At 62.8% G+C, this 25,584-nt stretch carries 19 protein-coding genes; 11 read left to right on the top strand and 8 right to left on the bottom strand.

From position 1 onward, the window contains the following. Positions 1-125: 125 nt before the first annotated feature. The gene (locus ACVOMB_RS12885; protein ID WP_481531541.1) at positions 126-2,990 is read left to right on the top strand and encodes a S8 family serine peptidase; all 2,865 of its coding nucleotides are present in this window, start codon (positions 126-128) and stop codon (positions 2,988-2,990) included. A 79-nt stretch (positions 2,991-3,069) separates the two neighbouring features. Here the strand turns inward: ACVOMB_RS12885 and ACVOMB_RS12880 are convergent, their stop codons facing one another. Beyond that, positions 3,070-4,167: a Glu/Leu/Phe/Val family dehydrogenase gene (locus ACVOMB_RS12880; protein ID WP_481508352.1), complete on the bottom strand. Its 1,098-nt coding sequence runs from the start codon at positions 4,165-4,167 to the stop codon at positions 3,070-3,072. A gap of 304 nt (positions 4,168-4,471) precedes the next feature. Here ACVOMB_RS12880 and ACVOMB_RS12875 point away from each other — a divergent pair, with 304 nt between their 5' ends. From ACVOMB_RS12875 to ACVOMB_RS12865, 3 genes are all read left to right on the top strand, one after another. Then, positions 4,472-7,987 (top strand): methylmalonyl-CoA mutase family protein, encoded by a 3,516-nt coding sequence (locus ACVOMB_RS12875; protein ID WP_481531540.1) that lies wholly within the window; start codon positions 4,472-4,474, stop codon positions 7,985-7,987. A 246-nt stretch (positions 7,988-8,233) separates the two neighbouring features. Beyond that, complete coding sequence (locus tag ACVOMB_RS12870; protein WP_481531539.1) at positions 8,234-8,635, top strand: DUF4288 domain-containing protein; 402 nt, start codon at positions 8,234-8,236, stop codon at positions 8,633-8,635. Positions 8,636-8,693: 58 nt separating this feature from the next. Beyond that, the gene (locus ACVOMB_RS12865) at positions 8,694-9,734 is read left to right on the top strand and encodes a S66 peptidase family protein (protein WP_481531538.1); all 1,041 of its coding nucleotides are present in this window, start codon (positions 8,694-8,696) and stop codon (positions 9,732-9,734) included. A gap of 49 nt (positions 9,735-9,783) precedes the next feature. Here ACVOMB_RS12865 and ACVOMB_RS12860 read toward each other — a convergent pair whose 3' ends face one another. Further along, on the bottom strand, positions 9,784-10,758 hold the full coding sequence (locus ACVOMB_RS12860; RefSeq protein ID WP_481531537.1) for a tetratricopeptide repeat protein: 975 nt from the start codon (positions 10,756-10,758) through the stop codon (positions 9,784-9,786). A 270-nt stretch (positions 10,759-11,028) separates the two neighbouring features. Here ACVOMB_RS12860 and ACVOMB_RS12855 point away from each other — a divergent pair, with 270 nt between their 5' ends. Further along, positions 11,029-11,979 carry an MBL fold metallo-hydrolase gene (locus ACVOMB_RS12855; RefSeq protein WP_481531536.1) on the top strand — a complete coding sequence of 317 codons (951 nt, stop codon included), beginning with the start codon at positions 11,029-11,031 and terminating at the stop codon, positions 11,977-11,979. A gap of 47 nt (positions 11,980-12,026) precedes the next feature. Further along, on the top strand, positions 12,027-12,371 hold the full coding sequence (locus tag ACVOMB_RS12850) for a hypothetical protein (protein ID WP_481531535.1): 345 nt from the start codon (positions 12,027-12,029) through the stop codon (positions 12,369-12,371). A gap of 162 nt (positions 12,372-12,533) precedes the next feature. On the opposite strand, the gene ACVOMB_RS12845 is transcribed toward ACVOMB_RS12850, so the two are convergent. Continuing rightward, complete coding sequence (locus ACVOMB_RS12845; protein WP_481531534.1) at positions 12,534-13,424, bottom strand: diguanylate cyclase domain-containing protein; 891 nt, start codon at positions 13,422-13,424, stop codon at positions 12,534-12,536. A gap of 368 nt (positions 13,425-13,792) precedes the next feature. Here ACVOMB_RS12845 and ACVOMB_RS12840 point away from each other — a divergent pair, with 368 nt between their 5' ends. The 3 genes from ACVOMB_RS12840 to ACVOMB_RS12830 all read left to right on the top strand — a co-directional run bounded on the left by ACVOMB_RS12840 (position 13,793) and on the right by ACVOMB_RS12830 (position 16,927). After that, positions 13,793-14,677: an acyltransferase gene (locus tag ACVOMB_RS12840; RefSeq protein ID WP_481531533.1), complete on the top strand. Its 885-nt coding sequence runs from the start codon at positions 13,793-13,795 to the stop codon at positions 14,675-14,677. A 288-nt stretch (positions 14,678-14,965) separates the two neighbouring features. Further along, positions 14,966-15,889 (top strand): M14 family metallopeptidase, encoded by a 924-nt coding sequence (locus ACVOMB_RS12835; protein WP_481531532.1) that lies wholly within the window; start codon positions 14,966-14,968, stop codon positions 15,887-15,889. Between the two features lie 270 nt (positions 15,890-16,159). Next, positions 16,160-16,927 carry a transporter gene (locus tag ACVOMB_RS12830; RefSeq protein ID WP_481531531.1) on the top strand — a complete coding sequence of 256 codons (768 nt, stop codon included), beginning with the start codon at positions 16,160-16,162 and terminating at the stop codon, positions 16,925-16,927. On the opposite strand, the gene phaZ7 is transcribed toward ACVOMB_RS12830, so the two are convergent. Both phaZ7 and ACVOMB_RS12820 read right to left on the bottom strand, forming a co-directional pair. Next, positions 16,917-18,056 (bottom strand): extracellular native short-chain-length polyhydroxyalkanoate depolymerase PhaZ7, encoded by a 1,140-nt coding sequence (phaZ7, locus tag ACVOMB_RS12825; protein WP_481531530.1) that lies wholly within the window; start codon positions 18,054-18,056, stop codon positions 16,917-16,919. The genes ACVOMB_RS12830 and phaZ7 overlap by 11 nt on opposite strands. Positions 18,057-18,163: 107 nt before the next feature. Further along, positions 18,164-19,069 (bottom strand): LysR family transcriptional regulator ArgP, encoded by a 906-nt coding sequence (locus tag ACVOMB_RS12820; RefSeq protein ID WP_481531529.1) that lies wholly within the window; start codon positions 19,067-19,069, stop codon positions 18,164-18,166. Positions 19,070-19,203: 134 nt separating this feature from the next. On the opposite strand from ACVOMB_RS12820, the gene ACVOMB_RS12815 reads away from it, so the two are divergent. Then, positions 19,204-19,839 carry a LysE/ArgO family amino acid transporter gene (locus ACVOMB_RS12815; protein WP_481508366.1) on the top strand — a complete coding sequence of 212 codons (636 nt, stop codon included), beginning with the start codon at positions 19,204-19,206 and terminating at the stop codon, positions 19,837-19,839. A gap of 204 nt (positions 19,840-20,043) precedes the next feature. On the opposite strand, the gene ACVOMB_RS12810 is transcribed toward ACVOMB_RS12815, so the two are convergent. Together ACVOMB_RS12810 and ACVOMB_RS12805 are read right to left on the bottom strand one after the other, a co-directional pair. Further along, a complete protein-coding gene (locus tag ACVOMB_RS12810; protein ID WP_481531528.1) occupies positions 20,044-22,779 on the bottom strand; it encodes a bifunctional diguanylate cyclase/phosphodiesterase in 2,736 nt (911 codons plus the stop codon). 302 nt (positions 22,780-23,081) lie between these two features. Next, positions 23,082-23,885, bottom strand: a complete 804-nt coding sequence (locus ACVOMB_RS12805) for a carboxylesterase family protein (protein WP_481531527.1) — start codon at positions 23,883-23,885, stop codon at positions 23,082-23,084. A 108-nt stretch (positions 23,886-23,993) separates the two neighbouring features. On the opposite strand from ACVOMB_RS12805, the gene ACVOMB_RS12800 reads away from it, so the two are divergent. Next, positions 23,994-24,284: a hypothetical protein gene (locus ACVOMB_RS12800; RefSeq protein WP_481531526.1), complete on the top strand. Its 291-nt coding sequence runs from the start codon at positions 23,994-23,996 to the stop codon at positions 24,282-24,284. Positions 24,285-24,785: 501 nt separating this feature from the next. Here the strand turns inward: ACVOMB_RS12800 and ACVOMB_RS12795 are convergent. After that, positions 24,786-25,580: an IclR family transcriptional regulator gene (locus ACVOMB_RS12795; protein ID WP_481531525.1), complete on the bottom strand. Its 795-nt coding sequence runs from the start codon at positions 25,578-25,580 to the stop codon at positions 24,786-24,788. Positions 25,581-25,584 lie beyond the last annotated feature (4 nt).

Genomic DNA, 25,584 nt, shown 5'->3' with positions numbered 1-25,584 from the left:
ATTGGACCAACGGCACATCCCCACAGGCAGTGGATTGTCGTTGCAGTATAGAAGGTAGCTGGAGCGCTACCGGGATCAGGTAATACCTGAATTGGCGAATCATCCACAGGAAGGGGGACAAGGGAATGAGCAGTTCATTGGTAAATGGCAGCGCGGCTCGCGGCGTGTTGGCCAGTTCATTGGCGCTGGCGTTGGCGGCCTGCGGCAGTGGTAGCGGACCCAAATCCGACCCGCCACCGGTGACACCACCGGTAACGCCGCCGCCCACCACGACTCCGCCGGTAACCCCGCCGGTGACCCCGCAGCCTGCGTTTGATGCGCACCTGGCGTTGACCAATACGCCGGCAGCGCAGGCCATGGGCCTGACCGGTGCCGGTTACCGCATCGGCGTGATCGACTCCGGGGTGATGCGTAACCATCCGGCCCTGGCCGGGCGGGTGCTGGTCAATCGCAACTACGTCAGTTCGACCCAGAACAATCTGTCGGTGGACGATGTGGTTGGGCATGGCACCACCGTGGCGCAGTTGGCCGCTGGCGCACCCACTGGGCAATGGCCGGGCGGCATCGCGCCGGGCGCGCAGATCCTGTCGGCGCGCATCATTGCCGACAAATCGCCAACCGACGATGGCTCCGGCAAGGGCAACGAAGTGACCGGCGCGCTGGGCATGGCCTCGATCCATGCGGACCTGATCCGCGATGGCATGCGCATCATGAATAATTCTTGGGGCGGCTTGTACTGGACCCGGCCGAACGTAACGGCGGAGATTGCTAACGAGTACCGTCCTTTCATCAACAATAATGATGGGCTGGTGGTGTTCGCCACTGGCAACGAATCAAAGCCCAACCCTTCCGACATGGCCGCGTTGCCGAGCAAGGCTGGCGACCCTGGCAGCTATCCGGCGGCCGATCTGGAGCGGGGTTGGTTGGCTGTGGCGGCCCTGGATACGGCCAAGCCGACGGCGTTGGCGTCTTACTCCAACGCCTGCGGCGTCGCCAAGAATTACTGTCTGGTGGCGCCGGGGACATCGGTGTTCCTGGGACAGAACAGCACCGCGAACAATCTGTCCTATTACTACGGCAGTGGCACCTCCTATGCGGCGCCCCTGGTGTCGGGCGCGGCAGCGCTGGTGTGGCAGGCGTTCCCTTACTTCAACAATGACCTGGTCCGGCAGACCCTGTTGGGCACTGCGACCGACCTGGGTGATCCAGACCCGGACGCTGTATTCGGCTATGGCCTGCTCAATGTCGGCAAGGCGGTGAAGGGGCCGGGCAAGGCCGATTGGGGCGACATCAAGGTTAATGTGAATCAGCTCGGCCTCAATTCGGTATGGAGTAATCCGATCAGCGGCGCCGGTGGTCTGGTGAAATCCGGTAGTGGCTCGCTGGGCTTGTCCGCTGCCAATACCTATGCCGGTGCCACCCGTATCCAGCAGGGTACGCTGGCGCTGCGCGATGGCGGCTCGATCCGTTCCAATGTCAGCATCGACGCGCAGTCCAATCCTTCGGCTGCTGCACTTCAGTTCATGGGTGGCACCACACGTGTGGTTGGTAACGTGGACAACGGCGCCAGCGTGATCGTGCTCAGCAATGAGGGCTCGGCAACGATCGAGGGCAACTATGTGCAGCGCTCGGGCGCACGCTTGATGGTTGCGCTCGGTTCCAATGCCTTGCAGGTCACAGGAACCGCGAGCCTGGATGGCGGGGTGATGGTCAGTGGTGCGGTCGCCGGGTATGTGCCGCAGGACGGTCGCCGCCAGGACCTGCTGCATGCGGGCGGGGGTATCAGCGGGCAATTCGCAACCCCGGCTACTGGCAGCACCGGCGTTACCTTGCTGCAGACCCAGTATGGCTATGACGTCAATAACGCCTGGCTGCAGCTGGACCGGGTGAGTGTCACCACGGCAGCAAACACCGCCAGCGTTGGCTTGCGCGCAATGTCGGCAGCGCAGCGGGTGGAGCAGGCGTTCGAACTGCTGGATACCGATACCGGTCTGCAGGCCACGGCGTTCGGCTCGGCAGCGGCAGCGGTGCAGGGCGTTGGCGGTGGTTTTACCGGCTTGGCCCAGAGTCTGGAGAGTCTGTCCGGGCAGGCTCACGCTACTGCCACGGCGATGACCTTTGACAGCATCGACATGAGCCGGCGCGCGCTGTCCAGCCAGTTCGCCGAGGCTGGCGCGCGGCCGGCGGCCAGTGGTGTGTGGATGCGCAGCCTGGGTGGCGGTGGCCAGGGCGGTTATCTGGGCAGTGACTACAGCGTTGGCGGTTGGATGATGGGCGGCGAAACCGCGTTGTCAGGCAATGCCGTGCTGGGTTTCGCGTTCGGTGAAACCCGCGCCAATACCAGTGGTGGCGTGGCCCAGGATCGCAGTCGCGACCGCCAGACCCAGTCGCAGCTCTACGCTGGCTGGCAGCGCGGTGATGTCTATGTGCTGGGCCAGGCCGGGTTTGGCCAGTACCAGCGTGAGCTGGATCGCGGTCTGTTGCTGGGTTCCGAACGCGCCGGGGTGCATGCGCGTTACAGCGGCAACTTCCTGTCCAGCAGCGTCGAGGCTGGTTATCGGCTCGGCCATGGCAGGGCGCAGCTGACACCGTATATGGGCGCGGATTACACCCGCATCGACGGTGGCGCTTTCAACGAACAGGGCGGCTACGGCTTCGGCCTGCGCGCCGATGACTGGAGCAGCAGCCGTGTGCAGGCCTTGGCTGGCTTGCGTGGCCAGTACCTGTGGAAGCAGGTGGCCTTCAATGGTTATGCCGAATGGCAGCAGGCGCTGGGTGGCAATGGCCTGAGCCTGGATGCCAGCTTCGTCGGGGTGGATGCCTGGGCGCCGATTGCTGGTCTGCAACCGTCGCGTTCGGGCGGCTTGTTTGGTTTGTCGGTGGAGTCGTGGCTGGCCCGCAATACCCGCCTGTCACTGGGCTATGACCAGCGCTTCGGCCCGCGCGGTGACAACCGGCAGGTGTCGCTGCGTCTGCAACAGGCGTTCTGATCCGGCAGCGGTTGTAGTTGGATGAAAAGCAGAAGGCGGGCCATGTGATCGCCCGCCTGCAGTGTTTTTGGTGCGTGGCTTACTCGCCGCGCAGGCGATTCATGCGCGGGGTTGCGCGGCCCATCGGCATCTTCAGCTTGCCGATCGCCTCCAGTCGGCTTTCGGCGATGCGGTCGGCGGCGCGCTGCGGCGAGACGTCATCGCGCTCGGACTGGTCGAAGATCTTGCCGAGGTTGTGATAGATGCTGCGGATCAGGCGCATCGCCCGCTCGCGGTTGTAGCCGTCGATCTCCAGCGACACGTTCATCACGCCGCCGGCATTGACTGCATAATCCGGTGCCCACAGTACGCCGCGCTTGTACAGCTCATCGCCGACGGCATGGCTGGCCAGCTGGTTGTTGGCGGTGCCGCAGATGACCTTGGCCTTGAGCCGCTCCAGCGTGCTCATATCGATGGCACCTTCCATCGCGCAGGGCGCGAACACGTCGGCGGCGACGTCGTAGATGGCATCGGGTTTGACCGCTTCGCAGCCGTATTCAGTGACGGCCTTCTGCACCAGCACCGGGTCCAGGTCGGTGACGTAAAGCTTGGCTCCGCGCTCGCGCAGCAGCTTCACCAGTTCCATGCCGATATGGCCCAGGCCCTGCACGGCGATGCTGAGCTTGCCGATTTCCTCATGGCCGAACTTGCGCTTGACCGACGCCATCAGCGCCTGCAACGCGCCGTAGGCGGTGAACGGGGCCGGATCGCCGGAGCCGCCATGGACCTGGTGCACGCCGGTGACAAAGCCGGTTTCCAGATAGATGTTTTCCATGTCGTTGACGTCGGTACCGACGTCTTCGGCGGTGATGTAGCGGCCGGCCAGTGCCTCGACCTGGCGGCCGAAGGCGCGGAACAGCACTTCGCTCTTGGCGGTCTTGGGGTCGCCGATGATCACGGCCTTGCCGCCACCCACATTCAGCCCGGCCAGCGCGTTCTTGTAGGTCATGGTGCGGCTCAGGCGCAGTACGTCGCGCAGCGCATCATCGGTGTTGGCGTAGGGGCGCATGCGCACGCCGCCCAGGGCCGGGCCGAGGGTGGTGTTGTGGATGGCGATGATCGCCTTCAGGCCGGCGTCGCGGTTCTGGCAGAACACGACCTGCTCATGGCCGGAAGTCTCGAGGGTTTCGAAAAGCATGCAAGCTCCGATGGCGTATCTGCCACAACGTCAGTGATCGTGTAGCCAAATGGCTGGCCGGAAAACAAAAAATGCGACTTCGTCATTGGCAGGGACGGGGGTCGCGGGCCGCCATTCTAATCCATTCCCGGTAGGGGAGTGTTCAGCCCGGCGTACCGCTGGCGGTGCCTGGTTTTGCCGATACGGGCGGCGCCGTGCCTGGTGAAAGGGCAAACCGGCAAAAGGTCACGCTGCGCTGCAACCTGACCTGCGGGGGCAGCGGTTCTATGATCGGTTGCAATAGAAACCGGATGTTGCACGGCCCATGAGTACCCCCGCCTCCCAGCTCCCGCAGGCGCAGCCTGAAACCACCCCGCTGCGCTTCGTCACCGCCGCCAGCTTGTTCGATGGCCACGACGCGGCCATCAACATCATGCGCCGCCTGATCCAGGCGCAGGGCGCGGAGGTGATCCACCTCGGCCACAACCGCAGCGTGGAAGACGTGGTGCGCGCCGCACTGCAGGAAGATGCCGACGCCATCGCGCTGTCGTCCTACCAGGGCGGGCACGTGGAGTACTTCAAGTACATGGTCGACATGCTGCGCGAACGTGGCGCCGGCCACATCAAGGTATTCGGTGGCGGTGGCGGCACCATCACCCCGGAGGAGATCCGCGAGCTGCAGGCCTATGGCGTGGAGCGCATCTACCACCCCAACGACGGCATGAAGATGGGGCTGGTGGAGATGATCGAGGACGTGGTGGCGCGCGCTGGCAAGGCCCGCGAAGCTGCCGCCCGTGAAGTGCATGCGGAGGTGCCCTCGATCGAGGATGAGATCGGCATCGGCCGGGTGCTGTCGCAGCTGGAGGATGGCAATCACGGAGAGGCCGAGCTGGGCTTGCTGCGCAAGCAGTGGCAGTTGGCAGCTGGCAAGACCCCGGTCATCGGCATCACCGGTACCGGTGGCGCCGGCAAGTCGTCGGTCACCGATGAACTGCTCAACCGCTTCCTGGCCAGCTTCCCGCAGATGCGCATCGCGGTGATCTCGGTCGACCCGACCCGCCGTCGTACTGGCGGCGCACTGCTGGGCGATCGTATCCGCATGAACTCGCTGCGTTCAAAACGCGTCTACATGCGCTCGATGGCAACCCGTCGCCAGCATGCCGCGATCAATACCGTGCTGCGCGACTGCATTGGTTTCCTGAAGTCGCTGCATTTCGATCTGGTGATCGTCGAAACCGCAGGTATCGGCCAGAGCGATTCGGAGATCGTCGATCTGGTCGACTTCCCGATGTACGTGATGACCAGTGACTTCGGCGCACCCAGTCAGCTTGAAAAGATCGACATGCTTGATTACGCCGAGCTGGTGGTGCTGAACAAGTTCGACAAGCGCGGCGCCGAAGATGCGCTGCGTGATGTGCGCAAGCAATGGAAGCGTAACCGCGTCGCCTTCACCATGAAGGACGAGGACGTGCCGGTGTATCCGACCATTGCCAGCCAGTTCAATGATCCGGGCATCAGCTGGATGTTCGCAAACCTGTGCCGTCTGCTGCGCGAGAAGGCCAAGGCAGACGCCGGCCTGCAGCCGCAGATCGACACCACGTTGAAGGAACCTCGTGCGACGGTGCTGATCCCCGGCGCCCGCGTGCGCTACCTGGCCGAGATCGCCGAACAGGGCCGTGGTATCAACGCCCGTATCGAGTCGCAGGCGGAAGTGGCCGAGCGTGCGCAGAGCCTTTGGCAGGCGCTGAAGGAGCTGGGTGATGCAGCACAGCCGGGAGCGTTGGATTTGTACGCGGGTGATGCGCTCACCGATGCAGGCGCCGACAACAGCATCCGCACCTTGCGCCAGCGCTACAACGATGCGGTGCAGTCGCTGGATTCGGACGCGCTGCGCCTGCTGCGCGAGTGGCCGGCACGGCTGAAGTCGATCACCGATCCGGTCAACGAGTACCAGGTGCGCGGCAAGACCATTCGTGTCGAGAACTACCGCGAATCGCTCAGTCACCAGCAGATCCCCAAGATCGCTGCGCCCACTTACCGCAGCTGGGGCGAGCTGCTGGTATTCCTGCAGAAGGAGAACCTGCCCGGTTCCTACCCGTATACCGGCGGCGTCTATCCGTATCGCCGCAGTGGCGAAGACCCGATCCGCATGTTCGCCGGTGAAGGCACGCCGGAGCGCACCAACCGCCGCTTCCATTACCTGAGTGTTGGCCAGCCGGCCGCACGCCTGTCCACCGCCTTCGACAGCGTCACCCTGTATGGCGAAGACCCGGCACCGCGACCGGACATCTACGGCAAGATCGGCAACTCCGGCGTCAACATCCCCACGCTGGATGACATGAAGAAGCTGTATTCCGGCTTCGACCTGTGCGCGCCGACCACCTCGGTGTCGATGACCATCAATGGCCCGGCGCCGATGATCCTGGCGATGTTCATGAACACCGCGGTCGATCAGCAGATCGAGAAGTACCTGCAGGAAGACCCCGCGCGCTGGGCCGAGGCGGAGCAGAAGATCGCGAAGATCTTCGAAGGCCGCAGCCGTCCGCAGTATCACGGCGAATTACCGCCGACCAATAACGGTCTAGGCCTGGCGTTGCTCGGCGTTACCGGCGATCAGCTGGTGGACGCCGAGACCTACGCGCGGATCAAGGCAGAAACCCTGTCCACCGTGCGCGGCACGGTGCAGGCCGACATCCTCAAGGAAGACCAGGCGCAGAACACCTGCATCTTCTCCACCGAGTTCGCGTTGCGGATGATGGGCGATATCCAGCAGTACTTTGTCGACCACAAGGTGCGTAATTTCTACTCGGTGTCGATCTCCGGATATCACATCGCCGAGGCCGGCGCAAACCCGATCAGCCAGCTGGCTTTCACCCTGTCCAATGGCTTCACCATCGTCGAGTACTACCTGGCGCGTGGGATGAAGATCGATGACTTCGCGCCCAACCTGTCGTTCTTCTTCTCCAACGGCATGGACCCGGAGTACACCGTTATTGGCCGCGTGGCGCGGCGCATCTGGGCGCGTGCGATGCGTGAGCGTTACGGCGCCAACGAGCGCTCGCAGATGATGAAGTACCACATACAGACCTCGGGCCGTTCGCTGCACGCGCAGGAAATCCAGTTCAACGATATCCGCACTACGCTGCAGGCGTTGTATGCCTTGTTCGATAACTGCAACAGCCTGCACACCAATGCCTATGACGAGGCGATCACCACGCCGACCGAGGAAAGCGTGCGTCGTGCAGTGGCGATCCAGATGATCATCAACAAGGAGCTGGGGCTGAATTTCTGCGAGAACCCGTGGCAGGGCAGCTTCATCGTCGACAAGCTCACCGATATCGTCGAAGAGGCGGTGTACAAGGAGTTCGAGGCGATCAGCGAGCGCGGCGGCGTGCTCGGTGCGATGGATACCATGTACCAGCGCGGCAAGATCCAGGAAGAGTCGTTGTATTACGAGCACAAGAAGCACGACGGCAGCCTGCCGCTGGTCGGCGTCAATATGTTCCTGCCCAAGGAGCATGCTGGTGAAGTGGCGACCGAGATCGAACTGATCCGTTCGACCGAGGAAGAAAAGGGTCAGCAGATCGAGAACGTGCACACGTGGCAGCGCAACCGCAATGCATTGGCCCCGGCGGGTGAGACCTCGCATGCGCATGAGATCGAAGGCGCAGCGGCGGATCACGAAGCGCACGATGGTCACGGTCTTGGCTACCTGCAGAAGACCGCACGTGATCGTCGCAACGTGTTTGAAGCGCTGATCGAAGCGGTGAAGACCCACAGCCTCGGCCAGATCAGCCATGCCCTGTACGACGTAGGCGGCGAGTACCGTCGCAACATGTAACGGTAGCGCCGAGCCATGCTCGGCAAGGGGCTTTCATGTAGTGCCGAGCCATGCTCGGCAGAGGCGTTCCCGGAAATGCCCCAGCCGAGCATGGCTCGGCTCTACCGGGTCAGGCGTTGCCAGCTTCGCGGCTTACGCCGCCCGCACAAATTGTAGTCATCCAGCGTTCTCATGGGCCTGTTTCCGATCTTTGGCGGTTGCCTGCTAGTCTTGCACCAGTCCTTTACTGGCGCGTGCAGGTGAAGCATGTCCGACCATTCAAATGATCTGTCCCCGGTCGGTTGGTACGTGGGCTCCTATCAGTTGCGCTTCGTCGAACTGGAGGAGGCCGGAAACGATGACCCTCAGGGCGAGTTCCTGGTCTGGGAGAATACGGTCATCGTCAAAGCGGGCAGTTTCGAACAGGCCTACGAAAAAGTTGTTGCCATTGGAGTGGATGCAACTGAGCCTTATCGGGGCGGTGAGCTGGGGGTTCCGGTTCAATGGCTCTTTGAGGGGGTGACCGAGTTGCTGCCGATCTATGATCCTTTGGAGGACGGCGCAGAGATCATGTGGACCGAGCTCCCTTCCGTCGAGTTGGCTAGGTTGCGGCTGCGTGCCAAATCCCTGGAAGAGTTGAGACAGCACTTGGATAAGGACGCTCAGTAGGGAATCATCGGATACGGCTTCCGTCCGGAAGCATTTCCCCTTGATGACAGGCTGCAACATGGATCGACGTCGTTTCATCGGTGGTACGGCTTTGGCGGCGGCTTTGCCGCTGATCGGCGTGCAGGGCGCGATGGCTGCCACGCGCGGGCAGATGCTGGCGGCTGGCCTCAGCAAGGGCGATACGGTCGGCCTTGTCAGTCCATCCTCAGCCAGCAGCGAGCGGCTCAGCCTGCAGCTGGCGCGCGAGGCGATGGAGGCCTTGGGCTTCGTGGTCAAGACCGGCGCGCACTACGCCGCACGCCATGGACATCTGGCTGGTACCGATGCCGAACGCGCGGGCGACCTCAATGCCATGTTTGGCGACAAACAGGTCAAGGCCATCATCTGTGTGCGCGGCGGATCTGGTGCGGCGCGTTTGCTGCCCTTGCTCGACTACGAGCGCATCCGCGCCAACCCCAAGGTGTTGCTCGGCTACTCCGATATCACCGCGCTGCATTGCGCGATCCAGGCCAAGACCGGGCTGATTACCTTCCACGGGCAGATTGGCGCAGGCAGTTGGAATCGTTTCAACGTCGATCAGTTCGATCGGCTGTTCTTCAAGCGCGAGCTGATGCAGTACCAGAACCGCAGCGAGAGCGACGACGAGCTGGTGCCGCGCGACAACCGCACGCTGACCCTGCGCGGTGGCAGGGCCCAGGGCGAGTTGGTCGGCGGCAACCTGACCGTGCTGACCGCCTTGGCGGGCTCGCCCTACCTGCCGGACTTCAGCGGCAAGATCCTGTTCCTGGAAGACGTGGCCGAAGCCCCATACCGCATCGATCGCATGTTCAGTACCTTGAAGCTGATGGGCGCACTGGACAAGATCGCCGGCTTCATCTTCGGCGAGTGCACCGATTGTTCGCCGGGTGACGGTTATGGCTCGCTGACCCTGGACGAGATCTTCGATGACTACATCGTGCCGCTGAAGATCCCTGCCTATCGCGGCGCGATGATCGGCCACATCAAGGAGCAGTTCATCGTCCCGGTTGGCGGCAAGGTGGAGATGGATGCCGATGCCGGTACGTTCCGGCTGCTGGCGCCGGTGCTTACCGGCGCTTGATAAGCAGGACGACGTTACGGGATGCCGTCACGTCGTCAAAGTCCGAGGCTTATTCTTCTTCGTCGCCGCCCTCATCCGCATCTTCATCCTCGGGTGACAGCCACCAGGCATAGCCGTCTTCGCGTACCGGTTGCGGACACTCACGGGTTTCTATGGCGTCGAGGTGACGGCCAGGTTGGCCGGCGACCCAGTCTTTCAACAGCTTCTCGACCGATAGGCGGCTCTGCGCGGCAATGCCGAGATTGCGCTCGACCTGCCATTGTTCGACCTGCTCCTCGTTGGACTCCTGCGCATGGCTATGCGGCGCGCCGTAGCTGCAACGCAGGCAGTAGTGACGGATGCTGCTGGTCCAGTCTTCTGCGTAACCGATGCCTGGAGCGCTGGCGCGCAGCAAGGCGGTGATGTCGTCGCGACTGTCAGCGCGCACGAACACCACGAAGGTCTGAAACTCGGACGGCTGCAGTCGTTCCAGTTCGTTGAATACATGCACTTCACGCTCGCCGTCGAAGCGTGCGCCGGTGGCCGCGCCGTCATGCAGCACGATGTCGCCAAAGCGGTGGCCGCTTTCCGGTAGTGGTACGTTGAGGATACGTGCGCGCACCGGATCGACGCGGCGCATGAACACCGTCTCGCCGGCGCTCCAGGGATTCAAACGCACAACGGCGACGCCGAAGTCGGCATCGATGGGGCCGTTGCCTTCCGGCAGTGTGATGTCGCAGGCTGCCCATAGTTCGCGCACCGTGCTCCACCGGCCAAGACCTGTGGCGGCGATGGCCGCGTTCCAGTGCTGGGCCTGGCTGAACTCTTCCGCCAGTTCAATCGCACGCAGGTTGTCGCGTAGCGAGCCGGCCCACTCCATCTGGTACTTCAGTGCCAGTCCGCGCATGTAGTGATAGAGCGGGTTGTCCGGGTGGTGTTGCAACAGCAGGTCGAAATTCTGTGTGGCGCTTTGCAGCTCGCCTTCGTCAACTGCGGCGTACGCATTGTTGTGGACGCTTTCAAGGTCGGGCTGTTCGGTGGTCATTGCGCGCGGCAGCATTGGGGGACGGGAGATGATCGCATGCGGACAGTGTTCCCGGGCCGGGCATACAGCCATGTGATCGATATGCCGAATGGTTGTCAGCGCGGGATGGGTGCAGCATCGGTGTTGGTAGAGCTGCGCATTAACATGCCAATAACAGGACTCTTGCCAGCATCGGCATCGAAGCGTGGTCGTGAGTCGTTGTCTGGGGGCACCGCGCACAATGAAGTCCCGTCTTTGGTTTGCCGGAGCAGTGCAATGAGTAGCAGAAGCATGCGGTACACAACATCGGCAGCAGCGCTGGCGCTGACGGTAGCATTGGCAGGCTGTGGCAAGCAGTCGACAGCCGATGGCGCCGCAACAGCGGCTCCGGCGGTAGCGACACCAGCAACGGATGATCTCCCGCAATCCGCCCAGCAAGCGCTCAAGGTTGAGGTGTTCAATCCGGGCGAGGGCGGCATCTTCGCGGTGTCTTCCGAACTGCTCACGGGCGCAACCGATGCGGTGCTGGTGGATGCGCAGTTTTCCACTGCCGATGCGGCCAAACTGGTCGAGCTGATCAAGGCATCCGGCAAGAAGCTGACCACCATCTACATCAGCCATGGCGATCCGGATTTCTACTTCGGCCTGGAAACGCTGCATGCCGCCTTCCCGGACGCGCGGATTCTGGCTACACCGCAGACCATCGCGCATATCCAGGCCAGCAAGGATGAGAAGCTGAAAATATGGGGGCCGCAGCTCGGTGCCAATGCACCCAAACAATTGCTGGTGCCTTCACCCTTGCAGGGCGACAGCCTGCAGCTGGAAGGGCAGGAGCTGAAGGTGATCGGCCTGGACGGAGCGAGCCCGCAGCGCACGGCCTTGTGGGTGCCATCGATCAGGACGGTGATGGGCGGAGTGTTGGTGGATGCAGGCTCGCACGTGTTCATGGCCGATACGCAGACACCACAGTCGCATCAGGATTGGCTGGCGGCGCTTCAGCAGATCAAGGACCTGGCGCCGGCGCGGGTGATTCCCGGTCACTATGCGCAGGGCGCGCCACAGGATCTGGCGGCCGTGGAATTCACCGCCAACTACATACGCGCCTTTGATGAGGAAGCTGCCAAGGCCAAGGACTCGAACGCGTTGATTGCAGCAATGAAGCAGCGCTACCCGGGCCTGCAGGGCGAAGCATCGTTGGAACTCAGCGCCAAGGTTGCCAAGGGCGAAATGCCGTGGGAATAATTGCGTGGCGCGGTTAGGCTGCATGCCAATTTTCATCTAGGATCGTTATGCATAATCGCTTTTGGGCCGTTCTCATCGTCGGCTGCCTGGCAACAGGCACTGCGCGGGCCGAGGAACCCATTCGCTTGGATGCGTCTTCGGATGCAGCAGCTGAGGCCAGTTGGAAAAGGATGCTGGAGTCGGTTGGCCCCGAAAAGAAGCAGAAGCTCCTGATAGCCTTGCTTCAGATAAATTTCGTCGCCGTGAGTTCGGCTTATCAGGCAGCGGGCAGTACTGAACAGCGGCGCGTTGGTGTTGCCAAGGTAAAGAACAAGATTTCCAATCTGAATGCCGATGAGATCATTGAGGTGGGAAGTCGGATGTCCAGCGTTCAAGTCCCGGCGATCCAGTGAGCCCAGCAGTTTGGAAAAGCCGAGCCCGCTCGCGGATAGTCTTGGTGCAGACGACGTAAGCGTACTGGAATGCACTTCTTCGCCCTGGGTCAGAGCGCTCAGGGCGAAAGTTGGCTTACCTGCTCAACTCACGCCAGCTGAAGGGTCGAAGAGCACTCTGCGTCAGGAGATGGGGTTGGAAGTGCGGTCCGCAGAGGAGTTGGCAAGCCGCTTCTTCGCCTTCGCTGCATACATGGCGGCATCGGCGTGGCGCAGCAGCGCGTCGGCGTCATTGCCGTCGGCGGGGAAGCAGGCCACCCCCACGCTGGCGTCAATCTGCGGGGTATCGCTACCAAGGCTCTGCAGCAGGGCCAATCGCGCGCGCAGGGCTGTAGCGATATTCAACGCATCACTGGGGCTGGTGCAGGCTGGCAGCACGGCAACGAATTCGTCGCCGCCGACGCGGGCGATCAGGTCGTTCTGACGCAGGCCGTCGCGCAATTGGCGGGCGGCATCACGTAGCAGGCGGTCACCAGCTTCATGCCCGTAGCGGTCGTTGGCAGCCTTGAAGCCGTCCAGGTCGATGTAGAGCAGTGCCAGTCCCCCGCCATCGCGCGCAGCGCGTTCCAGTGCAGCCTCCAGCTCGCGCCGCAGGTGGTAGCGGTTGGGCAGGCCGGTCAGTGCGTCGTGGCTGGCCAGGTGCTCCAGCTGTCGCTCAATGCCACGCAGGGCGGTTACTTCATGGCCGACGCCGATGCGGATGCCGTACTCCGGCAGCCATTTGGCCGACCATTGGATATCGACCACGCTGCCATCCTTGCGGATGTAGCGGTTGCGGAAATTGGAGCGCGGGTGGCCTGCCATCGCATCCAGCGCTGATTGCTCGGTGGCGGCACGGTCCTCCGGATGCACCAGGTCCATGATCTGCCGGCCTTTGGCCTCGGCAGGGGTGTAGCCAAAGATGGTCTCGAAGGCTGCATTGACCATCAGCAACTCGCCATCAGGGGCAACCATACATACCGCGTCGGGTAGCAGATCAAGGACTTCACCGAGCGGCGGCAACTTGAATGGCATGTGGAAGCACAACAAATACGAAGGCTGGGATTATGCCGTGTCCAGATTACCGCGTATGTCGGGGCGCAGCCCACGCAGGCGGGGAGGCGGGCCGCCGCAGTGCCGGTGGCTGAAGGTGGCCGGCGCTGGGGGCGGGGTTGAGGAGATGCCAGCCGGTCTGCAGCCGCTGGGAAGATGCACGGAAACTTGCCTGCGGGCAGCCGCATTACCGGCGGCTCCTGGCTGGTCCGAGCGCGAAAATGCCTGGGATTACCGCTAGTTGGCCGTCGCTGTCGGGCCTTTTAAAGCAGCTCGGATAGAACCTGAAGCGGCGGTTTTGCTACCCTGTGCTTCTTTGGGTTCTGGGGTCGCCCCCCACGGTTATTTCCATGGTGTGGTTGCGTGTTGCTCTGATTCTCCCGTTGATCGTGATCAATACGCTGGCCCATTGCCTGCCGTTGTTCGTGGTGGCGCTGTTCAAGGCGGTACTGCCGCTGAAGTCGGTGCGTCGGGCCTGCAATCCGCTGCTGACTGGCTTGGCCGAAAGCTGGATCGCGGTGAACAGCGCAATGATCCATGCCTTTACCGCCACCCGTTTTTCGGTCAGTGGCACCGAGGGGCTGGAGCGCGATGGGCACTATCTGGTGCTGGCCAACCACCAGAGCTGGGTCGATATCCTGGTGCTGCAGAAAGTGTTCAACCGCCGCATCCCGCTGCTGCGCTTCTTCCTGAAGCGCTCGCTGTTCTGGGTGCCGGTGCTCGGCCTGGCTTGGTGGGCCTTGGATTTCCCGTTCATGGGCCGCTACAACCGCAAGCAGATCGCCAAAAACCCCGAGCTGGGCCGGCGCGACATGGAAGTGACCCGCAAGGCCTGCGAGAAATTCGCCAGCATTCCGGTGGCGGTGATGAACTTCGTCGAAGGCACTCGCTTCACGGCCAGCAAGCACGCCTCGCAGAGCTCGCCGTTCAAGCACCTGCTCAAGCCCAAGTCCGGCGGCGTGGCCTTCGTACTCGATGCGATGGGCAAAGGACTGCATGCCTTACTGGATGTGACCATCGTCTATCCCAAGGGTATCCCCTCGATGATGGACCTGATGGCCAATCGCCTGCCGGAAGTGAAGGTGCTGGTACGCAAGCTGCCCATCCCCGCCGAATTCATTGGCCGCAACTATCAGGAAGATCGCAACTTCCGCGCGCAGTTCCAGCAGTGGATGAATGGCTTGTGGCTGCAGAAGGACGCGGACATCGCGCGCCTGCTCGAAAACAAGGCCTGATCGACACCCGGCGGTTTTGCAGAACTCCCTCGGTTTCTGTTGTGGGAGCGGCGTAAGCCGCGAAGCCGACATCGCCGAAGTGCCGGGCTTTGTTGCCACCTGAGGATGTGGGAGCTTCGCGGCTTACGCCGCTCCCACAACGGCGTAAGCGGAGGTGGCGGGTATTTGTGCAGCCTGACAGTGCAGCAGCTTCGCGGCTTACGCCGCTCCTACAATCCGTGCGCGCCTGAAGCCGATTCGGCATAGGTGTAAAGTGCGCGCCAACATCCGTATTGAAGAGACCTGCGCATGAGCATTGATGCCGCTTTCTATCCCATTGGTACCCCCGGTCAGGCCTGGGGGGCGCCGGAGCGCGCGCAGTGGTTGGCGCAGCAGCATGTGCAGCGCAGCTATGCCGAAGAAGTGCTGGTCAAGATCGACGCGTTGCGCGAGCGTTTTGACGTGACGCAGTACGGCGAGCTGGATTACCCGTCGGGCCGTTATCCGCTGTTCGCGATCCGCAGCCAGAACTGGGACGAGGCGTTGCCGGCGATGTTGGTCACCGGTGGCGTACACGGCTATGAGACCAGTGGCGTGCAGGGCGCGCTGCAGTTTGTCGATCAGCATGCGGAGAGCTACGCCGGGCGCTGTAACCTGCTGGTCGCGCCTTGCGTCAGTCCGTGGGGCTATGAGCGCATCCAGCGTTGGAATGCATTGGCACTGGACCCGAACCGCTCTTTCGTGGACAACAGCCCAGCGCAGGAATCGGCCGCGCTGATGGCGCTGGTTGCTCCCTTGCTCGGCAATGTGCTGATGCATATCGATCTGCACGAAACCACCGATACCGATGAAACCGAATTCCGCCCGGCGCTGGCCGCGCGCGACGGCAAGCCGTTTGAGCCGGGTGAGATTCCTGACGGCTTCTATCTGGTCGATGACACCGAGAACCGCCAGCCGCAGTTCCAGCAGGCGGTGAATGCCGAAGTGGCCAAGGTGACCCATCTGGCCCCGGCTGACGAGCGCGGCGAGATCATCGGATCGACCGTGGTAGCGGAAGGCGTCATCGAGTATCCGCTCAAGGCCTTGGGCCTGTGTGCCAGCGTCAGCGGTGCGCGCTACACCACCACCACCGAGGTCTATCCGGACAGTGCCAAGGCGACGCCGCAGCAGTGCAATGACGCTCAGGTCGCTGCCGTGATCGGCGCTTTGGACTACGCGTTGGCGCATCGCTGAGCACACGCACCAGCACGTTCGATGAAAGCCCATCCGGCGCCACCGGGTGGGCTTTTCATTTGCGTGGCAGATTGCCCCGCGGTGGTGGCCCGGGCAGGCGCAAGCGCACCCGGGACAGACGCTGCGTCACTGGTGTTGGCCGTTCCGCCGGCATGGGTGACCTCCAGCGGGCGCCCCGCATCACGACTCCGCGGGTTTGTGCCACCGTGGCTCGGACTCTGCCTTTGATTGTTCACGTCACCCAGCAACGGCTTATGCAACATGGCGAGCATGAAAGCTTCGATTCCCCTGTGTGCAGTGCTTGCCTTGGTTGGCCGCCAGGCCCATGCCGATGAGGCGCCGGAATTCGACCGGCCCGGCATCAGCTTCGCCACCAGCACGGTCGGCAAGGGCGTGTTTGCCTGGGAGCAGGGTTTGCCCGATGCCAGCCGTGATCGCAGCGACGGCCTGAGCACCACTACGTGGGTTGCAGACACGCTGTTGCGGGTTGGGCTGGCCGATACGCTGGAGCTGCAATTGGGTGCAAACAGCTGGAGCGGGCTGCGGATGCGTGGCCCCGGAGTGCGAGTGCAACAAAGCGGTGGCGGCGACGGCAACGTCGCGCTCAAGTGGGCGCCGAAGCTTGCCGATCAGCAGCGGAGCTTGGCGTTCAAGGCCGGTGCCAGCCTGCCGTGGGGCAGGGCACCATTGGGCAATGCGGGGCGTAATTACGATCTCGGCATGACCATGGCGTGGGCATTGTCGGGTGATCGCAATCTTGCATTCTATGCTGATCGGCGCTGGGGCGATGCTGGCGGCGGATGGCTGCTTTCGCCCAGTTATGGCTTCGCCTTGCGGCCGCAGCTATCTGCCTATGTCGAAGCGGGTTACGGTACCGGCGCGCAGTACATGCGTGCGGCCGGTGGCGGTGTGGCCTGGATGGTGACCCCGCGTGTGCAGCTGGATGCATCGTTCCTGCGCGGGCTGGACGCCGACACCGTTGATTGGCAAGGTGGTGTCGGCGTGTCGATGTACTTCAACGCCGGGTTCAGCGATTGACTGCCGGTCCGTAGACGCCGCTGTAGCCCGTGGCGCAATCGCTGCTGCAGTCACTGGTCAGCATGTTGCGCACGATCAGCCCAGCATTATTTTTCGAGCGGAAATGACCGACGCCGTTACTGGTATCGCCACCGCCGAAGTTGTACGGGCTGCCATCGCTCCAATCCCAGTCAAAGCTGTAGGCGCTGCTGCCGGCGCCGATGTCCACCTGTGCGTAGACATTGGTGGCACCGTTGAACAGTGCACCATCGGCGCAGCCGGCGCTGTAGCTGGTGGTGAAGCAATGCACCTGGTCACGCGAGCCGGCGGTGATGGTGTAGAAGCGGATGCCGGTGTACGTGGCCGGGAAGGTGCGCAGGCTGCCACTGCCGCTGCCGGTCCAGCGGTTGTAGCCGTAGTAGGTGACACCGGTGCTCGGGTACAGGCCGAAGGTGTAATAGGTGTAGGGATAGACGTAGGCTTCGGCATTGCAGGTGGGTGCCAGTGCCGATTGATAGCCGGTGCTACGGCAGGTCTGCAGGCCGCGCAATCCGCCTGCGATGTTGATGAAGCGACGCACGCTGCTCTGGTTGGCGTTGTACTTGATCGATGCCAAGGCCATGGTCGAGCCCAACGAGTGAGTGACGATGTCGACCTGGCTCTTGCCGGTGTAAGCTTTGACCTTGTCGATGAAGGTCTTGAGTGTCTGATAGGTGGCCGGCGAGTGGTAGTTGTTCTGTGGTGCGGCGCGCTCGCTGGCACTGAGATAGGTGATGCCAAACAGTTCGCAGTCGTTGTAGCCGGCGGCCTTGAGCTCGGCATAGATCGAACGCGGCGGCGTGCTGTAGCCGCTGACCGCGCCGGCCGGCATGTCGAAGCTGATGGCACTGTCGCCATTGCCGGGGATGAACACCACCGGGGTCTTGCTGGCAGTGCAGCTGCCGCCGCCAAAACCGCCTTGGCCAACACCGGGGCTGAAACCGCCTGCGTATTGGTTGGCGGTGCCGGTGCAGGTGTAGCCGTTGTTGCTGCCGCACTCCAAGGCCTTGGCGCTGGTCGGGGCCAGCATCAGCATGGTGCCGGCCAATGGTGCGACCAATGCGCTGAGCAGCCACGAGGAAACAACGGGGACAGATCGTTTGCTCGACATCTGGCAGCTCCGGTAGGTGTGCGTTGTGATCGACGCAGCATCCGCCGGTACCGTTGGTGCGGGCAGTGTCCTTTAGGGAAACTTGCAGTGCAGCATGAGCGCCGAGGTTATTTGCGCTTGCGGATCAGCATGGTCGAGGCCTGCAGGATGGCGCGGGTCAGCAGCGCCATGGTTTTGACCTCGCCCTTCCAGTGCTGCCAATACAGCGGCACGTCCTCCCATGCGCGGGCTTTGACGTAGACCAGGCGGCCGCTTTCCAGATGCCGGCGTACCAGCGGTAATGGGTTCATGGTCCAACCCAGTCCGCCGAGGTTGGCGTGGACGAAGGCGCGGGTGGAGGGAATCCACCAGGTTGGGGCGTTGTGTGCTTGTTCGACACCGGCCAAGCGCCGAGCGTAACGGGCCTGCATATCGTCCTTGCGGTTGAATACCAACACCGGTGCCTGCGCCAGCGCCTGCGCGGTCACGCCCTTGGCGAAGTGGCGGGCATGGAATTCGGGGGTACAGGTGGCGGCGTAGCGGATGCTGCCCAAAGCGTGGATCTGGCAGCCCTGTACCGGCTCGGACAGGGTGGTGACCGCGCCCATCACCGCGCCCTGACGCAACAGGGCAACGGTGTGGTCCTGGTCTTCGGTATGCAGGTCCAAGGTGGTGGAGGTGCTCTGCGAGAACGCCTGCACGGCCTCCGGGAACCAGGTTTCCATGCTGTCGTGGTTGACCGCGACCGGGATGCTGGCCCGTGGCAGCTCGGCATCGCTGAGGCCGATGCGCTCGAAGGCGTCGCGCTCGAGCAGGGCAGTCTGCTCGGCCAACTGCACCAAAACCTGACCTTCCAGTGTCGCCTCGGTAGGGATGGTGCGCTTGATCAGCAGTTTGCCGACTCTGTCCTCCAGTGCCTTGATCCGCTGCGATACGGCCGAGGCGGTGACGTTCAGCGATAGCGCAGCGCGCTCAAAGCTGCCTTCGCGGATGACGGCTGCCAGCGCCCGCAGCTGGGCATGATCGATGCGCATATTAATTTTCGCTAATGATGGTTAACGAAGTTTAGCTCTACTTTTCCGTGCTGCATTGCGACAATTGCCGCGTCCGGACGTAACCGGTGGGCTCTCCCGCTACGTCCTTCCCCCTAGTAACAAGGTTTTTCCTCATGTTTTCGGTTATTTCCGCCCAAGCTGCCGGCAGTGCCTGGCTCAGTGGTGCCGGTATCGGTATCGGTCTGTTCGCCATCGTCGGCGCGCAGAGTGCGTTCATCCTGCGCCAGGGCATCATGCGCCAACACGTGATTCCGATCATCGCCACCTGCTTTGCGATCGACGCGGTGTTCATCATGGCCAGCGTGGCCGGCCTGCGTCAGCTGACTGCGCAGTTGCCGTGGCTGACCACCGTATTGCTGTGGGGCGGTGTTGCCTTCCTGACCTGGTACGCGGCGCAGTCGGCGCGGCGTGCGGTGGTGGGCGGTGGCGGCATGAACCTGGATGACAACGGCGAGCAGTCGCTGCGCACGGCGCTGATGGCTGCGGCCGGTTTCTCGATCATCAACCCGCATTTCTGGCTGGACATGATGGTGATTGGCTCCATCGCCGACAACTTCGGTGAGTCGCGCATGGCCTTCGCCATCGGCGTGGTGACCGCCAGTGGCGTGTGGCTGACGGTGCAGGGTCTGGGCGCACGGATGCTGGCGCCGTTGTTCACCAAGCCGTCCACCTGGCGGATTCTGGATGGCACCATCGCGGTGATCCTGAGCGTGCTGGCCTTGACCCTGGCGATCCGCGGGGTCAACTGAGGTCAGGCTTCATCCGGGCAGGTTCGGCGTGCCCGGGTCATACCGGGGCACGGCCGGACGGACGCTTCAGCCGCCGCGCCAACATGGCCGGGGTCAACGCAGCGCACTCTGGAGCACAGAAGTCTGCGGTTCTTGCAGGCTGCCAAACCACAGCCCCCGGGTGGACTGCGCTTACCCGGGCTGTGGCTCCGCATGCTTTCGTGGCTATGTGGCCGGGTTCCAGCGTGCCGGCCACTGGAGGATGAAGTCCTCCACCTTTGCCAACGGCATTGGTCGACCAAACACATAGCCCTGGCCCTCGGCACAGTGCTCTTCCTTCAGCTGGTCCAGTTGTGCCTGGGTTTCGACACCTTCGATGGTGGTGCTGATGCCCAGCTTTTCGCATAGGTGCGATACCGCGCCGATGATGGCGCTGCCCTGGCTTTGTTCGCCCAGATCGCGGATGAAAGACTTGTCGATCTTGACCTTGTCGAACGGGAACGCACGCAGGTAGCCGAGCGAGGAATAGCCGGTGCCGAAGTCATCCATCACGATCGACACGCCGGCCATCTTCAGCCGTAGCAATTGCGCCGATGCCGCCTCGATGTTGGCGATCAGCGCGTTTTCGGTGATCTCCAGTTCCAGCCGGGTCGGTGCCAGCCCGGTTGCTGCCAACACCTGCTCGACGTCTTCAGCCAGAGTGGGCTGAGCCAGCTGCGATACCGACAGGTTCACCGCGATCTTCATCTGCTCCGGCCACTGGCTTGCATCCTGCGCGGCCCGACGCAGTACCCATGCGCCCAGCGGCAGCATCATCCCGATATCTTCGGCCAAGGCCAGGAACTCACTGGGTTCGAGCAGGCCACGTTGCGGGTGATTCCAGCGCAACAGTGCTTCAAAGCCGACGACCTGGCGCAGGCGCAGATCCACCAATGGCTGGTAGTGCAGCTCAAATTGCTGCTGTTGCAGGGCTGCGCGCAACTCGGTCTCCAGCTGGCGACGGCGCTGCATGCGGGTGTCCATCTCCGCTTCAAAGAAACGGTAGCAGCCACGCCCTTCGTCCTTGGCCCGGTACAGCGCCAGATCTGCATTGCGCATCACGGTGTCGGCCGCGCTGGCGTGGTTGTCGATGAGGACGATGCCGATGCTGGTGCTGATGGCGAACTGGTGGTTTTCCAGCTCGACGCTGCGGCTCAGTTCTTCCACCAACCGTGCGGCCAGTGATGAGGCCGCCTCCGGGGCGCGGCTCTCGGGTGCCATAAGGATGGCGAATTCGTCGCCACCCAGTCGTGCGACCAGGTCGTTGCCGCGTACACAGCCGAGGATGCGCTGGGCAACTTCCTGCAGCAGCCGGTCGCCGGTGGGATGGCCAAGGCTGTCATTGACCTCCTTGAAGCGGTCCAGGTCGAGCAGCAACAAGGCGCTGTGGTGACCACGGCGGGCAGCGATCAGGCCTTGGTCGAGTTTCTCGAACAGCATGTTGCGATTTGGCAGCGAGGTCAGCGGGTCGTGCTGTGCAAGGTAGGCGATGCGCGCCTGTGCCTGACGCCGCGCATCCACGTCCTCCAGTACGCCGGCCCAGCTGCTCAGGCTGTGGCCGATGCGCGCGCCGCGTGCGCGCAGCCAGCGCCACTTGCCGTACAGGTCCAGAACGCGGAACTCCACGTCCAGGGAGGCTGCGTTGGTGGCGGTGAAACTCTGCTCCAGAGCAACTTCTATCTGTGGCAGGTCGTCTTCGTTGACCCGGCGCAGCCAGCCTTTGCCGAGCGCATGATCATCGGGTTGCCCGGTCAGCTCGCGCCAGCCGGTCGCCGACAGCACGGTTCCATTGCGATCGGATTGCCACAGCACCAGTGCGCCGGCCTCGGCGACGGCGCGGTAGCGCTGCTCGCTGGCCTTGAGGTCACGGGCCAGGTCGCGCGCTTCATCGGCGCTGCGCTTCAATGCATCGACGGTGCCGCTGAGGCTGCTCTGCAGGCTGCGTACTTCGCGGATGCGGGAGGGCTGTGGGTCAGGCAGGGTGGCGACATTGTCAGCGACGCTGTGACTGCGCTGGGCCAAGGCCCGGATCGGCAGCAGGATGCTACGGGCGACGGCGTTGGCCCAGAGCAAGGCGATGACCGCTGCGACGATGCCGCCGAAAATGATCCCCAGCAACGGTTGTTGCCAACGCGCCTGGAAGCTCTGTTGTGGTTCTCCTACCACCAAGGTCCAGCCCGGCGCAGCTTGCAACCGGTGGAAGGCGAAGATCACCGGCGTGCCCTCGTTGCTGCTGGCATCGAACAGCCCGTGCTTGCCGCCACTGCGTTGCAGCACCCTCCAGTCGGGTACCTGTTTGCCGATGTAGCGTTCCGGTGACAGTGATCGCGCAGCAATGACGCCATTGTTGTCCACTACCGCAGCCAGCAGTTGTTGGTCGTTGCCAGTACCCATGATGCTGGCGATCAGGCGATTGGATGGCTGCACCATGGTCAGCACGCGGACGTCGTCGGCATCGCCGAAGGGCAGGGCGATGGCCACTTCCGGGGTATTGGTGACCGCGTTGGTGAACAGGTCCGAGACCTTTACCTCGTCTTCGCGGCGAGCGTCCTCCAGCAAACCCGGCGGCAATGTACGGGCCTGCTCGCTGTTGTCCTGGATCAGCCTGATGTCGGGATTTTCGCGTGCCCATGCCCGCAGCTCCGGGGCGGTTTCCTGCAGCTGCGGTGCCAGCAATGACAATAGACGCAGTTGGTTGACGTTGTCTTCGATGCCCTGATCGACACCGCGTGCCAGCGCGGTGGCGGTTTCCTGCAGGCGTTGTTCGGAGCTGTGGCGGTAGTCGCGGGCGGCATTCCAGACGGCGAAAGCGCCGATCACCAGCAATGGCAGCAGAGTGGCAAGGATCAGCAGGTGAAGACGTGAATGCAGGCCACGGGTGCGCGCCAAGGTGTGCTGCGCTGCCGACGGGGTAGTTGCCAAGCCTCAGTCTCCGGTTGCCGTTGCGCCGTTAGCAGCCAAACCCGAGTAGCTGCCGAGGGCGGCGTGGCGCTGTTATGGCACGAACCCGGTACGGTTGGAAGCAGGGGGGAGGCCGGGCGCTGGTCCCCACTGTCCAATCCTGGCCGTGCAGGGCAGGTGTAGACAGTCGCAATGGATACGTGATTGCGGTCACGCTATCACATCGAGCTGACGACAAGGGCTCCCGCATCGTCCGTCAACGCAGAAAATGGCGCAGATGGGGTCACTTCGGGCCTTTGCGTCAAGCGATATTGACGCCGTTGTCAAGGGCGCTTCTGGCTCCACATCCACTCCCACATCGCGGGGTTGCGATAGGTGGCGTCCCAGGCGTTGTGCTGGACGTCCGGGTATTCGGTGTAGCGGAAATCTGCGCCCATCTGCCGGCTGGCAGCGGCGATTGCGCGATCATCAGTGGTCGGTACCAGCTCATCGAGGGCGCCGTGGAATATCCAGGTAGGTACGCCGCGCAGGCGGCTGACGGCGCTCTGGTATGGATCAGCAGCATCGGCAACCTGGTCGACCATCAGCCCCGGCCGGTCCGCCCGCGGCGCGCGCAGCGCGCCACAGATCGGCACCAATGCGGCGAACTGTGTCGGCCGGGTCAACGCAAGTTCCCAGCTGCCATAGCCGCCCATCGAGATGCCGGTGAGATAGATGCGTTGTGGATCAGCGGCAAACTCCTTGCTGGCCGCGTCCAGAACCGCCAACGCCATGCGTGCGTTGCGTCCGCGCCATTCTTCGCCCTCAGGCACTTGTGGGAACACCACCAGTGCCGGGAAGGTGTCCATGCTCTGGGTGAGCCAGGGACCAATCCCGGCCAAGGTAGGCTTGAGCCCGTCATCGCCGCGCTCGCCGGAGCCGTGCAGGAACAGGACCAGTGGGCGCGCGCCTGATGCTGTGACAGTAGTGGCTGGCACAAACACCTGGTAACGGAACTGACGGCCTTCGAAATCGAGCTGCCGCGCGACGAACTGCCCCTTGGTTGGTGCCGTGTTGGCGGTTGAGGGCAGGCTGTTGCAGCCCATCAGCATACCCAGCAGACATAGCGACATCAGAATTCGACCCATTGCTTCCGGCTCCATGGCAGAAGCCGTCAGCCTAGCCTGATTGGGCGTGTGCCAGAATGCTTGCGGCTACACCGCTGTGGCGATCTGCGCTGTTATTGGGAGTTGTGGATGAAAAAACTGCTGATCGTTGCGTTGGCAACGTTGTTGGCTGCCTGCAGCCAGGGCCTGAGCGGCACCTGGAGTGATGGCATGGGAATGGTGAGCTACAGCTTTGACTCCGACGGCAAGGTAACGGTTGAAATGCTGGGCAAGGCGCAGCAGACCCGCTACACCCGCGACGGCAACATGCTGAAGGTTGCAGTACCTGGCACCGAAGCAGAGTCGGTGGACTTCATCATCAACGAGGATGGCTCGTTGCAAGGCCCGATGGGCGTGCGTCTGCAAAAGCAGAAGAAGTGACGCTGTATTCGCTGCTTGATCGGCGATGAGGGTGGTGCCGGCTCCATCAGGCGCTGGCGGCGGCTACGGAAGCGCAGGCTCATGCCATTGGATCGCGACAGGGGCGTTCTTGGCGTCGTGCGAACAACCAGGCTGATTGCTCAGGGCCAGCCCGTCTTGCTGTAGCGATGGAGCCGAGGCTACGCCCTGCTTGAAACTGCGAAGGGTGAAGCCCGTTTCGATGGAGACGCGCAGGCGCGCACTGGCCAGCGGGTAATGCATGAGCCGTTGAGGGTGCCCACGCTGCTTGCGCGGCTGATGTTGCGCTCGGTGGTCAGCCGGTTTCGGCCAGGATCGACGTCCAGGCGCTCACTGCTGGCCAAGTCGTCAGTGCCGAGCTCGAATTCTTCGATAACGCCTATCGACATGGCGACGACTCCATGAGGTGGTGGCGGGGCGCTGAGACCCGTTGCAGCAGGCACACAGCGACAGCAGCTGGTGCGGGGTAGTGCTGAAAGAGGCTCAAGACGCGTGCAGAAAGCGTTCAATTTCGCGTGCGGCTTTTTCGACTTGTGTGCTCAGTGATGCCTTCAGATCCGCCGGCAACACCGAGCGCGGGACCATGATGCTGATCGAGGCCAGTACGTTGCCTTCACGGTCACGCAATGGATAGGCCACTGCCGAGACGCCGGGTTGGTAGAACGATTCGCTGATGGCGTGGCCACGTGCACTGTCGTCGCCCAGCAGCTCGATCAGGTCCTGTGGTGTCTTTGGCCCTTGTTCGGAGGTAAGTGCAAATGCAGGCTCTGGGTAGAGTGAACTCAGCTCCTGCTCGGGCAGGGCCATCAACAGTACGCGGCCTATTGCGGTGCAGTGGGCGGGTAGGCGCGTGCCCACGCTGACGCCCGTAGGTAGCTCGCCGATCGCGCTGGCACGGGCCACGTATACAACGTCGCGCCCATCCAGCACACACAAGTGCGCAGAGTAGCTGGTGATATCGCGTAGCCGTTGAATGACGGGCTGGCCGATCTGCACGATATCCATCGATGACAGATAGTCAAAGCCCAGTCGCAGAATGCTGATGCCAAGGCTATAGCCGCCACTTTCGCTGTTGCGATCCAGGAAACGCATCTGTTCCAGCGTCTGCACGGTGCGGTAGGCAGATGCTTTGGGCATGCCGGTACGCTGGCAGACCTGGGTGAAGCTCAGTTCACCACGCTGCTGTCCAAACAACAGCAGCATGTTCAGGCCCTTCTCCAGTGCGGGCACCATGTAGCGGTTGGGTACTTTTACCAGTGTTGCTTGGGACGTTGACATATCC

Source organism: Stenotrophomonas sp. STEN018, from assembly GCF_056760235.1.
Note: the sequence above shows the minus strand (reverse complement) of the source record. Positions and strands in the feature narration are given on the sequence as shown.